10 protein-coding genes are annotated in these 12,462 nt (G+C 60.4%); 6 read left to right on the plus strand and 4 right to left on the minus strand.

Annotated features, from left to right (window positions below; genetic code table 11):
• Positions 1-2 precede the first annotated feature (2 nt).
• From ACA066_RS23685 to ACA066_RS23695, 3 genes are all read right to left on the minus strand, one after another.
• Positions 3-1,100 (minus strand): amino acid ABC transporter permease, encoded by a 1,098-nt coding sequence (locus tag ACA066_RS23685; RefSeq protein WP_497696868.1) that lies wholly within the window; start codon positions 1,098-1,100, stop codon positions 3-5.
• Between the two features lie 10 nt (positions 1,101-1,110).
• On the minus strand, positions 1,111-2,292 hold the full coding sequence (locus tag ACA066_RS23690; RefSeq protein WP_403101369.1) for an amino acid ABC transporter permease: 1,182 nt from the start codon (positions 2,290-2,292) through the stop codon (positions 1,111-1,113).
• A 65-nt stretch (positions 2,293-2,357) separates the two neighbouring features.
• Entirely contained in the window at positions 2,358-3,386 is a 1,029-nt protein-coding gene (locus ACA066_RS23695) for an amino acid ABC transporter substrate-binding protein (RefSeq protein ID WP_462008972.1), read from the minus strand.
• Positions 3,387-3,854: 468 nt separating this feature from the next.
• On the opposite strand from ACA066_RS23695, the gene ACA066_RS23700 reads away from it, so the two are divergent.
• The 5 genes from ACA066_RS23700 (at position 3,855) to ACA066_RS23720 (ending at position 9,266) form a co-directional block, all read left to right on the plus strand.
• Positions 3,855-4,511 (plus strand): alpha/beta hydrolase, encoded by a 657-nt coding sequence (locus ACA066_RS23700; RefSeq protein ID WP_497696869.1) that lies wholly within the window; start codon positions 3,855-3,857, stop codon positions 4,509-4,511.
• A gap of 91 nt (positions 4,512-4,602) precedes the next feature.
• Positions 4,603-6,090 carry an ATP-dependent RNA helicase RhlB gene (gene rhlB / locus ACA066_RS23705; RefSeq protein WP_497696870.1) on the plus strand — a complete coding sequence of 496 codons (1,488 nt, stop codon included), beginning with the start codon at positions 4,603-4,605 and terminating at the stop codon, positions 6,088-6,090.
• A 239-nt stretch (positions 6,091-6,329) separates the two neighbouring features.
• The gene (locus tag ACA066_RS23710) at positions 6,330-7,277 is read left to right on the plus strand and encodes an ornithine cyclodeaminase family protein (protein WP_497696871.1); all 948 of its coding nucleotides are present in this window, start codon (positions 6,330-6,332) and stop codon (positions 7,275-7,277) included.
• A 144-nt stretch (positions 7,278-7,421) separates the two neighbouring features.
• A complete protein-coding gene (locus ACA066_RS23715) occupies positions 7,422-8,549 on the plus strand; it encodes an NAD(P)/FAD-dependent oxidoreductase (RefSeq protein WP_497696872.1) in 1,128 nt (375 codons plus the stop codon).
• 90 nt (positions 8,550-8,639) lie between these two features.
• Positions 8,640-9,266, plus strand: a complete 627-nt coding sequence (locus ACA066_RS23720; RefSeq protein ID WP_008026625.1) for a helix-turn-helix transcriptional regulator — start codon at positions 8,640-8,642, stop codon at positions 9,264-9,266.
• A gap of 118 nt (positions 9,267-9,384) precedes the next feature.
• Here the strand turns inward: ACA066_RS23720 and hmpA are convergent, their stop codons facing one another.
• The gene (gene hmpA / locus ACA066_RS23725) at positions 9,385-10,566 is read right to left on the minus strand and encodes an NO-inducible flavohemoprotein (protein ID WP_497696873.1); all 1,182 of its coding nucleotides are present in this window, start codon (positions 10,564-10,566) and stop codon (positions 9,385-9,387) included.
• A gap of 156 nt (positions 10,567-10,722) precedes the next feature.
• Between hmpA and norR the strand changes: the two genes are divergently transcribed.
• A complete protein-coding gene (norR, locus tag ACA066_RS23730; protein WP_497696874.1) occupies positions 10,723-12,273 on the plus strand; it encodes a nitric oxide reductase transcriptional regulator NorR in 1,551 nt (516 codons plus the stop codon).
• Positions 12,274-12,462: the final 189 nt, after the last annotated feature.

The following is a 12,462-nucleotide window of genomic DNA, read 5'->3' on the forward strand; positions in this document are numbered from 1 at the left end:
TCCTAACGCTTGTGGCCAGTGTCGAGCTTGCGTTCCAAATGCATGGAATAGCGCGACATACCAAAACAGAAAATCCAGAACACCAGGGCCGCGAACACATAGCCTTCAGTGGCCATGCCCAACCATTTCGGGTCGGCGGCGGCTTGTTTGACGCTGTTGAGCAAGTCGAACAGGCCGATGATGATCACCAGGCTCGTGTCCTTGAACAGCGCAATGAAGGTGTTGACGATGCCAGGGATTACCAGCTTCAGGGCTTGCGGCAGAATCACCAGGCCCATACTGCGCCAGTAACCGAGGCCCATCGCTGCAGCCGCTTCGTACTGACCTTTGGGAATCGCCTGCAGACCGCCCCGCACCACTTCGGCGACGTAGGCCGACTGGAACAGGATCACGCCGATCAGTGCCCGCAGCAGTTTGTCGAAGTTCATGCCTTCAGGCAGGAACAACGGCAGCATTACCGAGGACATGAACAGCACCGTGATCAACGGCACGCCGCGCCAGAACTCGATGAAGGTCACGCAGACCACCCGAATCGCCGGCATGTTCGAACGACGACCCAGGGCCAGGACAATCCCCAGCGGCAGAGCGCCGGCAATGCCGACGGTGGCGATCACCAGGGTCAGCATCAGGCCGCCCCATTGGCTGGTCGCCACGGTGGTCAGGCCAAAAATGCCGCCATGCAGCAGGAAGTAGGCAATGATCGGATACAGCACCAGGAAGCTCAGCCCGTACACCGCTTTACGGTGAAAGCGCGAGATGAACAGCGGTGCCACGCCGATGACCGCCAGCCACACGGTCAGGTCCACGCGCCAGCGCAGGTCCACCGGGTAGTAGCCGTACATGAACTGGCCGAAGCGCTGCTGGATGAACACCCAGCAGGCGCCCTCCTTGGTGCAGTCAGCCTGGGTGGTGCCGACCCAGTTGGCGTCGAGGATCGCCCACTCCAGGATCGGCGGGACCACCAGGTAAATCAGATAGAACGCGAACAGGGTCAGCAGGGTGTTGAGCCAGCTGGAGAACATGTTGGCGCGCATCCACGCCACGACACCGATGCTGCGGCTCGGAGGTGGCATGTCAGGTTTGAAAGTATGAGTACTCATGCGCTTTTCCTTACCGCTCGATCAGCGCAATGCGCTTGTTGTACCAGTTCATCAGCAGGGAAATGCTGATACTGATCGCCAGGTACACGCTCATGGTGATCGCAATCACCTCGATCGCCTGCCCGGTCTGGTTCAGCACCGTACCGGCAAACAACGAGACCATTTCCGGATAACCGATACCGGCCGCCAGCGAAGAGTTTTTCGCCAGGTTCAGGTATTGGCTGGTGAGCGGTGGAATGATCACGCGCAGGGCTTGCGGGATGATCACCTTGCGCAGGGTCGGACCGTTGCGCAGGCCCAGCGAGTGTGCCGCTTCGGTCTGGCCGTGGCTGACCGACTTGATGCCCGAACGCACGATCTCGGCGATGAACGCCGCGGTGTACACGGTCAGGGCCAGGGTCAGCGCCAGCAGTTCCGGGATCAGCACCCAGCCACCGACGAAGTTGAAGCCCTTGAGTTCCGGCATTTCCCAGTGCACAGGTGCGCCGAAGATCAGCGCGCACAGTGCCGGGATCACCAGGAACAGCGCCAGGCCGGTCCAGAATTTGTGAAACGGTACGCCGGTTGCTTCGAAGCGCTTGTTGGCCCAGCGAGTCATCAGCACGATGGCGACAATGGCCACGACGATGCTGACCATAAACGGCCAGAAACCGTCGGCCGCCAGCGCTGCGGGCATGTTCAAACCGCGGCTGCTGACGAAGAAGGTGTCGCCGAAGTTATGGCTGTTGCGTGGCCCCGGCATGGTCAGGAACACCGCGAAGTACCAGAACAGAATTTGCAGCAGCGGCGGAATGTTACGGAAAACCTCGACATACACCGTCGCCAGCTTGGCGATGATCCAGTTCTTCGACAGCCGTGACACGCCGACGATGAACCCGAGGATCGTCGCCAGGATCACGCCGATGAAGGTCACCAGCAGCGTGTTGAGCAGGCCGATGACAAACACCCGGGCATAGCTGTCCGATTCGGTGTAGTCGATCAGGTGTTGAGCGATACCGAAACCGGCACTGCGCTCCAGAAAGCTGAAACCGGAGGTAATGCCCCGGTGTTGAAGGTTGGTCTGCGTGTTGTCGAACAGGTACCAGCCCATCGAGACCACCGCCACAATGGTGATGATCTGAAATAGCCACGCACGCACTTTTGGATCGCTGAGGCTGAGCCTCTGCTTTGGTGCGCCGATTGAATTTTGCATGAAGTGCCCCGGAAATAATGGAACAGAACATCACCCGGCGGTTGGCCCACCGGGTGATAGAACCATCAGCGCACTGGTGGTGCGTATTGAATGCCGCCGTTGTTCCACAGAGCGTTCAGCCCGCGGTCGATGGCCAGCGGAGTGCTCTTGCCGAGGTTTTTCTCGAACACTTCACCGTAGTTGCCCACTTGCTTGACGATCTGCACGACCCAGTCTTTCTTCACTTTCAGGTCTTTGCCGTATTCACCGTCAGCGCCCAGCAGACGAGCAACGTCCGGGTTCTTGGTGGCTTTGGCTTCAGCTTCAACGTTCTTCTGGGTGATACCCATTTCTTCAGCGTTGACCATTGCAAACAAGGTCCACTTCACAATGCTGAACCACTCTTCGTCGCCTTTACGCACGACCGGGCCCAGAGGCTCCTTGGAGATGGTTTCCGGCAGAACGACGTAGTCGGTCGGGGTCGCCAGCTTGCTGCGTTGTGCGTACAGCTGGGATTTGTCGGAGGTCAGCACGTCGCAACGACCGGATTCCAGCGACTTGGCGCTTTCATCGGAGGTGTCGAAGGTGATCGGGGTGTATTTCAGACCGTTGCCACGGAAGTAGTCGGAAACGTTCAGCTCGGTGGTGGTACCGGCTTGAATGCAGATGGTAGCGCCGTCGAGCTCTTTAGCGCTTTTCACGCCCAGCTTGTTGTTCACCAGGAAGCCGATGCCGTCGTAGTAAGTCACGCCGGCAAACACCAGGCCCATGCCCGAATCGCGGGAGCTGGTCCAGGTGGTGTTACGCGACAGCACGTCGATTTCGCCGGACTGCAGCGCGGTGAAGCGCTCCTTGGCGTTCAACTGGCTGAATTTGACCTTGGTCGCATCGCCGAATACGGCAGCGGCCACAGCGCGGCACACGTCAGCATCGATACCGATGATCTTGCCAGTGGAGTCCGGAACCGAGAAACCCGGCAGGCCATCACTGACGCCGCACTGTACGAAACCTTTCTTCTGCACTGCATCCAGGGTTGCACCCGCCTGAGCGAACCCGCTGACACCGAGCACTGCGGCTGCAGTCACGATGGCCAGGGTGGATTTCAACATCTTCATTCAAACCTCCAGTTTTGCTTTTGTTGTGTCGGAGCTTGAGTCCAGTCGCACCCTTATGAGGCGTAGTCGACCCGTGTTGGCTTTTTTTAGGGTCAACCGACGTAGGACCTGCGCTATGAGTCTAGTAGGAGAAAATCCACATCATGGACCACTCACTTCTAACCAATCGGCCGAACGGGCTGTAGCCCTTTCACGTTCGCGAAGCCCGTAGCGGCCACTGGCGAACATCCATCACCGGATTTTTTTGCTATCCCACCACGAACAATGGCCTGATAGTGTTACCGACAGGCGTGGGATTTTCGTACAGGCATTCCTATAGCAAAGCCCGTACCAGACCGCTCGCCAAAGCGTTTCGGCGACAGGTCAATAGCAAAACTTGTAGCCTTGCGACATCTTCGTAACTGATCAACCTGACGCGCACTCACATCACGCACTCAATGAGAGCGTACGCACACATTTGGAGCAGCCATGACCGAGCCCCTTATTCTTGAACCCGTCAAGCCTGCAGACGCCTGCGTTATCTGGCTGCACGGCCTGGGCGCCGACCGTTACGACTTCCTGCCGGTGGCCGAAGCGTTACAGGAAAGCCTGCTGACCACTCGCTTCGTTCTCCCTCAGGCACCGACCTGTGCCGTCACCATCAATGGTGGCTACGAGATGCCGAGCTGGTACGACATATTGGCCATGAGCCCCGCACGCGCGATCAACCGCGAGCAGCTTGAAGCGTCGTCGGACAGGATCATTAAATTGATCGAAGTGCAGCGAGCTGCCGGAATAGACGCCTCGCGGATTTTCCTGGCAGGTTTTTCCCAGGGCGGCGCCGTGGTGTTACACACCGCGTTTCTGAAATGGCAGGGGCCGTTGGGTGGCGTACTTGCCCTCTCTGCTTATGCACCGACTTTCAGTGACGAACTGGAGCTTTCCGCCAGCCAGCAACGCATTCCGGTGCTGTCGCTGCACGGTCAGTACGATGACGTGGTGCAAAACTCGATGGGTCGCACCGCCTACGAGTATTTAAAGACGCATGGTGTCACCGTGACATGGCAGGAATACCCAATGGGTCACGAAGTGTTACCCGAGGAAATTCGCGACATCGGCGTCTGGCTCGCTGAACGCTTGCGTTAATGGTTCAGGCGAAAAACAGCCCATTGATCCCTCCCACTACGCCGCGCCCGTTTCTTGCATTACACTGGCCGGCACTTAACCAATTGATGAGATGACCGTGCTCAAAGCACTCAAGAAAATGTTCGGTAAAAGCGAGACTGAGCAGCTCGCGCCAGCCTCCAGCGCTCCGTCTCACACCCCCAGCCACCGCACCGACGGTAATCAGCCTGGCCGGACCGCCCCCGTAGCGGCACCGAAACACGCGCCGAAGCCCGCACCGGCCACCCCCGCTGTCGAAGCCATTGCCGCTGAAGCGCCGCCCAGCGAAGTCGCGAAACCTGCCAAACCGCGTCGCGAGCCCAAGCCAAAAGCGCCGGTCATCCCCTGGAAGCTCGAAGATTTCGTCGTCGAACCCCAGGAAGGCAAAACCCGTTTCCACGATTTCAAACTTGCCCCGGAACTGATGCACGCCATCCAGGACCTCGGCTTCCCGTATTGCACGCCGATTCAGGCCCAGGTGCTGGGCTTTACCCTCGCGGGCAAAGACGCCATCGGTCGCGCCCAGACCGGCACCGGTAAAACCGCTGCATTCCTGATTTCGATCATCACCCAGCTGCTGCAAACCCCGCCGCCGAAAGAGCGCTACATGGGCGAGCCGCGGGCGCTGATCATCGCGCCGACCCGCGAACTGGTGGTGCAGATTGCCAAGGACGCCGCCGACCTGACCAAGTACACCGGCCTCAACGTCATGACGTTTGTCGGCGGCATGGACTTCGACAAGCAGCTCAAGCACCTCGAAGCGCGTCATTGCGACATCCTCGTCGCGACTCCGGGCCGCCTGCTCGACTTCAACCAGCGCGGCGACGTGCACCTGGACATGGTCGAAGTCATGGTCCTGGACGAAGCCGACCGCATGCTCGACATGGGCTTCATCCCGCAAGTGCGTCAGATCATTCGCCAGACGCCGCCAAAGAACGAGCGCCAGACGCTGCTGTTCTCCGCAACCTTCACCGAAGACGTGATGAACCTCGCCAAGCAATGGACCACCGACCCGTCGATCGTCGAGATCGAGTCGCAGAACGTGGCCAGCGAAAACGTCGAGCAGCACATCTACGCGGTGGCCGGTGCCGACAAATACAAACTGCTCTACAACCTGGTCAACGACAACGGTTGGGAGCGGGTGATGGTCTTTGCCAACCGCAAGGATGAAGTGCGGCGCATCGAAGAACGCCTGGTGCGCGATGGCGTCAACGCCGCGCAACTGTCCGGCGACGTTCCGCAGCACAAGCGCATCAAGACGCTTGAAGGTTTCCGCGAAGGCAAGATCCGCGTGTTGGTGGCCACCGATGTCGCCGGTCGCGGCATTCACATCGACGGCATCAGCCACGTGATCAACTTCACCCTGCCGGAAGTCCCGGACGATTACGTGCACCGTATCGGCCGTACCGGTCGTGCCGGCGCCGACGGTGTGTCCATCAGTTTTGCCGGGGAAGACGACTCCTACCAGCTACCGTCCATCGAGGCGCTGCTGGGTCGCAAGATCAGCTGTGAAACGCCACCGACGCATCTGTTGCGGGCGGTTGAGCGCAAGCGTCCGTAACAGCGGGTCGCAATAAAAGAGGCGCAGCCGGCAACGGACTGCGCTTTTTTTTCGTGTCGAAAACACTGTAGGAGCGAGCTTGCTCGCGATGGTCGTGAACGATAACGCGTAAAACCAGATGCCCCTCCGCGTCCTTGAGTTTTTCGCGAGCAGGCTCGCTCCTACAAAAGGTGCTTGCGAGAGATAACTAAAAGTCCATAATGGACAAATTAGTTTACTTCCAGCTCCCGGAGCCGCCCATGTCCAGCACGCCTTACGTGATCACCCAACCCCAGGCCCGTGAATTGTTGGCGCAGGTCGACGTGCCGCAGATCCTGCGCAAGCTGTTCCGCGACCTGGCCGCCGGGCAAGCGGTGCAACCGGCGCAGCAACTGGTGGAATTTCCCAAGGGTGCCGGCGACTTCATCAACTACCTGGGCGTGCTGGCCGAAGACGGGGTTTACGGGGTCAAGACGTCGCCCTACATCGTGCGCGAACAAGGCCCGCTGGTGACCGCATGGACCTTGCTGATGTCGATGCAGACCGGCCAGCCGCTGTTGCTCTGCGATGCTGGCGAACTGACCACTGCGCGTACCGCCGCGACCACCGCCGTCGCTGTCGATGCCCTTGCCCCGTTGAACGCTCAACGTCTGGCGATCATCGGCAGTGGCAAGGTTGCCCTGGCGCACCTGCATTACGTCAAGGGTTTGCGCGACTGGCAAAGCATCCACCTTTTCTCGCCGAACCTGAGCGACCTCAGCCCTGAAGCCCTGGCCGAGATCAAAAGCCTCGATCCACGCCTGACCCTCGTCGACAGTCGCGAAGCGGCCGTTGAGGACGCCGACGTGATCATGCTCTGCACTTCGTCCGCGGGACCTGTGATCGACCCGTCCAGCCTGAGTAAACCGGCGTTGATCACTTCCATCAGCACCAACGCGTCACGGGCCCACGAAGTGCCGCCGCAGAGCCTCAATGACATGCAGGTGTTCTGCGACTATCGTCTGACCACTCCCGGGTCGGCGGGCGAAATGCTGATTGCCGGTGAGCAACATGGCTGGGACAAAAACGCGATTGTCGGCGACCTGCCCGATCTGCTCAGCGAGAAAGTCCAGCGCCCCGGTTACGACCGCCATGTGTTCTTCCGCTCCATCGGCCTGGGCCTGGAAGACATCGCGCTGGCCAATGCCATCTACTGCCTACACCCCTGACACCCCAATCCTGTAGGAGCAAAGCTTGCTCGCGACCGCATCACCGCGGTTGTTCAGAGAGACCGCGGTGTCTGCATCGCGAGCAAGCTTTGCTCCTACAGGGATGGCCACAATTTCGGCATTTGCGCTCGACAGGAGACGTTCATGAGCCAGGCAGATTTCATCATCATCGGCGGCGGGATTGCCGGCGCTTCCACCGGTTTCTGGCTGTCGCAGCACGCCCGGGTGATTGTGCTCGAACGCGAATCCCATCCGGCCTATCACTCCACCGGACGTTCGGCCGCGCTGTTCACCGCTGCTTATGGAACACCGCAAGTCCGGGCACTGACCCAGGCCAGCCGCGATTTCTTTGACGCCCCGCCCGCCGGTTTCTGCGAACACCCGCTGCTGACCCCGCGCGGCGAGATGACCGTGGACTTCACCGGCGACCCGACCGAACTGAACAATCAATACCTCAGCGCCAAAGCCACGGTGCCCGAGATGCAACTGCTCAGCGCCGACGAAGCCTGCGCACGCCTGCCGATCCTGCGCCGGGAAAAAGTCCATGGCGCGATCTACGACCCGACCGCCAGCGACATCGACACCGACGCCCTGCACCAGGGTTACCTGCGCGGCATCCGGCGCAATAAAGGTGAAGTGCACACCGACAGCGAAGTCCTGAGCCTGACCCGCGATGCCGAGGGAGTGTGGCAGGTGCAAACCAACGGCCAGACCTTCAGCGCCCCGGTCATCATCAACGCCGCCGGTGCCTGGGCCGACAAGATCGGCGAACTGGCCGGCTCCCGACCGCTGGGTCTGCAACCGAAGCGCCGTGCGGCGTTCATCTTCGCCGGGCCAGAAGGCGTGGACATCCACCATTGGCCGATGCTGGTCAGCCTCGACGAGTCGTTCTACATGAAGCCCGACGCCGGCATGTTCCTCGGCTCACCGGCCAACGCCGACCCGGTGGAACCGCACGACGTGCAGCCCGAAGAACTGGACATCGCCATGGGCATCTACCAGATCGAAGAAGCCACGACCCTGACCATCCGCCGCCCGACCCGCACCTGGGCCGGCCTGCGCAGTTTCGTGGCCGATGGCGACTTGCTGTCCGGTTTCGATCTGCAGGTACCCGGCTTGTTCTGGGTGGCAGCGCAAGGCGGTTACGGCATCCAGACCTCGCCCGCCATGGGCCAGGCCAGCGCCGCACTGGTGCGCGGCGAACCCTTGCCCGAACAACTCACGCGCTTCGGCCTGGATGCCGGGATGCTCTCCCCCGCTCGCCTGAGCTGATCCGCGTCCTCAGGTGACGTGTCGACACGATTGCGGCAAACTTCCAGCGCCCTTTTTGCAGGGCGCTGACGCTGCCTGGAGCTCCACTGTATGAACGCACCTGTAAAAGACCCGGCCCTGGACAACTTCCGCGCGATTGCCGATGCCATCGCCACGTTGTTCTTTCCCCACGCCGAGGTGGTGCTGCACGATCTGCGCACACAGAAAGTCGATTACATCGCCAATAACCTGTCGAAGCGGGAAGTCGGTGACGACTCCGCGCTGGAAGACATGCTCAGCGATGACATCAGCGAACGAAACATCGGCCCGTACGAAAAACTCAATTGGGATGGTCAGAAGATTCGCAGCCTGAGCAGCGTCCTGCGCGACAGCGACGGTCATCCACTGGCCGTGCTGTGCATCAATCTGAATATTTCGCTGTTCGAAAATGCCAAGGCAGCGCTGGATCTGTTCCTGTCGCCGAGCAAGTTGATCCCGCAACCGGATTCACTGTTTCGCGATGACTGGCAGGAGAGGATCAACACCTTCCTCCACGGCTGGCTGCGCGAGCGTCAACTGAGCCTGAACCTGCTGACCCGCGACCACAAACGCGAACTGGTGCTGGCCTTGCACGCCGAAGGCGCCTTCAAGGGCAAAAGCGCCTCCAACTATGTGGCAAACGTCCTGAACATGGGACGGGCGACGGTGTACAAGCATTTGAAGGAATTGAAGGGCTGAAAAACACGCCCCCCGGATTGACGGCGAAACACGCACCTGTAGGAGCACGGCTTGCCGGCGAAGGCGTCCTCAAGATCGCCTTCGCCGGCAAGCCGTGCTCCTACAAAAAAAGCGGCGGTTATTCCAGCGCCGATGCCGGGCCAAAGAACTCGTAACGACTTTGCTTCTCCGGTACACCCAAGGCTTTCAGGTGACGCTTCACCGCCGCCATGAAGCCTTTAGGCCCCAGAAAGTAAGCGTCCAGATCGCGCTGTTGCGGCAGCCACTCGCCCAGTTGTTCCTGACTCAACAACCCGACCTTGTGCGCCGCCGGGCTGACGCCGTCATCTTCGTCGTAGCAATAGAAGCGCTTGAGTTGCGGGTGACGCTCGGCCAATCCATCAACCCAGTCACGGAAGGCGTGGACGCTGCCGTTGCGTGCGCAGTGGATAAAGTGCACCGGCCGCTTGGTTTCCAGCGCCGCTTCGAGCATGGCCAGGGTCGGGGTGATGCCGACGCCGCCGCTGATCAGCACCAACGGTTTGTCGCTGTCGGTCAGGGTGAATTCGCCCGATGGCGGGAACAACTGAATGCTGGAACCGACGTGCAGTTGATCGTGCAGATGGTTCGAGGCGCGGCCACCGTTTTCACGCTTGACGCTGATGCGGTACTGGCCTTTGTTCGCCAGGGCTGACAGTGAATAGTTACGACGAATCTCTTCGCCATCGAGGATCAGTTTCATGCCGATGTACTGGCCGGGTTCTGCCGCGAGGATCGGGCCTTTGTCCGCCGGCTCGAAGTAGAACGAGGTGATTTCCGCGCTTTCCTCGACCTTGGCCGCGACGATGAATGCCCGCGCACCGCGCCAGCCGCCCGGTGCCTGTTCTTTCTGGTCGTAGATGCTGGTTTCAGCACCGATCAGGATGTCGGCCAGTTGACCGTACGCTGCGCCCCAGGCGCTCATCACTTCCGGCGTGGCGATCTCGTCGCCCAGCACTTCGGAAATCGCCCGCAACAGGCAGGAGCCGACAATCGGGTAGTGTTCCGGGAGAATTTGCAGGGCCACGTGCTTGTTGATGATCTTGGCTACCAGGTCGCCCAACTGGTCGAGCTGATCGATGTGGCGCGCATACATCAACACGCCGTTGGCCAGGGCGCGGGGTTGATCACCGCTGGCCTGGTGAGCCTGGTTGAACAGCGGGCGGACTTCCGGGTATTCGGAGAGCATCATGCGGTAGAAATGCGTGATCAATGCTTCGCCACCGCTTTCCAGCAACGGCACAGTGGATTTGACGATTGCACGGTCTTGAACGCTAAGCATAAGGTGACTCCTGAGCTACTTGGGTTTCTAACTGATTGCACTCTCCTTATCAGATTCCGTGCCAGCTATTTAATTGTTAAAAATCAACAACTTAAAAACATTCTAGTCATAACGACACAGCCTGACTTATAGTCATCTCGACTACATGGAGTCAATATGACTGCAAAATCCCTGCTCACCACGCTGCTTCCCCTGGTCTCGGACCTGTCCCGCGAACTCCCCGAGGGCGAGCGCTATCGGCGCCTGCTCGAAGCCATGCGCGCCCTTCTGCCTTGCGATGCCGCTGCGCTGCTGCGCCTGGATGGTGAATGGCTGGTGCCGCTGGCCGTTGACGGCTTGAGCACCGACACCCTCGGCCGGCGCTTCAAGGTCAGCGAACACCCGCGCTTCGAAACACTGCTCAGCAGCCCCGGCCCGACGCGTTTTGCCGCCGACAGCGACCTGCCCGACCCTTATGACGGGCTGGTCGATGGTCTCCATGAACATCTGGAAGTCCACGACTGCATGGGGTGCCCGCTGTTTATCGACGAGCGCCCGTGGGGTTTGCTGACCCTCGATGCGCTCGACCCGGAGCGTTTCGAACCGATCGAACTGGACGCCCTGCAAGCCTTCGCCAGCCTCGCCGCCGCCACGGTCAATGCCGCCGAGCGTATCGAACGGCTGGCCAATCGTGTCGAAGACGAACATCAGCGCGCCGAGGTTTACCGTCAGGCCAGCGGTCAGCAGAACCGCGAGATGATCGGCCAGAGCAAGGCCCACAAACGGCTGGTGGAAGAAATCAGCCTGGTGGGCGGCAGCGATCTGACCGTGTTGATCACAGGAGAAACCGGGGTCGGCAAGGAGCTGGTGGCCCAGGCGATTCACGCCGCCTCGCCCCGGGCCGACAAGCCGATCATCAGCCTCAACTGCGCCGCGCTGCCGGATACGCTGGTGGAAAGCGAACTGTTCGGCCACGTGCGCGGCGCCTTTACCGGGGCGACCAGCGACCGCCGAGGCAAGTTCGAACTGGCCAATGGCGGCACGCTGTTTCTCGATGAGGTCGGCGAGCTGTCGCTGACCGTGCAGGCCAAGTTGCTGCGTGTGCTGCAAAGCGGTCAGCTGCAGCGGCTGGGTTCGGACAAGGAACATCAGGTCGACGTGCGACTCATCGCAGCGACCAATCGCGACCTCGCCGAAGAAGTGCGCAGTGGCCGTTACCGTGCCGATTTCTATCACCGTTTAAGCGTTTACCCGCTGCTGGTGCCGGCCCTGCGGGATCGCGGTCGGGATGTGCTGCTGCTCAGCGGTTTCTTCCTGGAGCAGAACCGCTCGCGCATGGGCCTCAACAGCCTGCGCCTGAACAGCGACGCCCAGGCCGCGTTGCTTGCGTATGACTGGCCGGGTAATGTGCGGGAGCTGGAGCACTTGATTGGTCGTAGCGCGCTGAAAGCCTTGGGGCATTGCAAGGAGCGGCCGAAGATTCTTAGCTTGAGTGCGGCGGATCTGGAGTTACCGAGCGGCAGCGTTGAGATAGCGTTAGAGCAACCGACTACGACTCCGGCGGCATTGGTGTCGGGGGACTTGCGTGAGGCGACTGAAAGTTATCAGCGGCAATTGATCAGCGCTTGCCTGGAAAGGCACCACAATAACTGGGCGAGCGCGGCACGTGAGCTGGGCCTGGATCGGGCGAATCTCGGGCGGATGGCGAAGCGCCTAGGCATGAAGTAGCGAGTTCTTTGTGGCGAGGGAGCTTGCTCCCGCTGGAGTGCGAAGCGCTCCCAAAATCTGGCACCTCCCTCCCTCTGCCAGGCAGTGCCATTTTGCGGCTGCTTCGCAACCGAGCGGGAGCAAGCTCCCTCGCCACAGGGGTACACCGTTTGACCGCCGAAATGTATTTGGCCTAAAGCCTGCCCCCAT

The organism is Pseudomonas sp. LBUM1651 (assembly GCF_059716135.1).

Coding starts and splice junctions, on each gene's coding strand:
- ACA066_RS23685 (WP_497696868.1), bottom strand. CDS start 1,100: ATGAGTACTCATACTTTCAAACCTGACATGCCACCTCCGAGCCGCAGC.
- ACA066_RS23690 (WP_403101369.1), bottom strand. CDS start 2,292: ATGCAAAATTCAATCGGCGCACCAAAGCAGAGGCTCAGCCTCAGCGAT.
- ACA066_RS23695 (WP_462008972.1), bottom strand. CDS start 3,386: ATGAAGATGTTGAAATCCACCCTGGCCATCGTGACTGCAGCCGCAGTG.
- ACA066_RS23700 (WP_497696869.1), top strand. CDS start 3,855: ATGACCGAGCCCCTTATTCTTGAACCCGTCAAGCCTGCAGACGCCTGC.
- rhlB (WP_497696870.1), top strand. CDS start 4,603: ATGACCGTGCTCAAAGCACTCAAGAAAATGTTCGGTAAAAGCGAGACT.
- ACA066_RS23710 (WP_497696871.1), top strand. CDS start 6,330: ATGTCCAGCACGCCTTACGTGATCACCCAACCCCAGGCCCGTGAATTG.
- ACA066_RS23715 (WP_497696872.1), top strand. CDS start 7,422: ATGAGCCAGGCAGATTTCATCATCATCGGCGGCGGGATTGCCGGCGCT.
- ACA066_RS23720 (WP_008026625.1), top strand. CDS start 8,640: ATGAACGCACCTGTAAAAGACCCGGCCCTGGACAACTTCCGCGCGATT.
- hmpA (WP_497696873.1), bottom strand. CDS start 10,566: ATGCTTAGCGTTCAAGACCGTGCAATCGTCAAATCCACTGTGCCGTTG.
- norR (WP_497696874.1), top strand. CDS start 10,723: ATGACTGCAAAATCCCTGCTCACCACGCTGCTTCCCCTGGTCTCGGAC.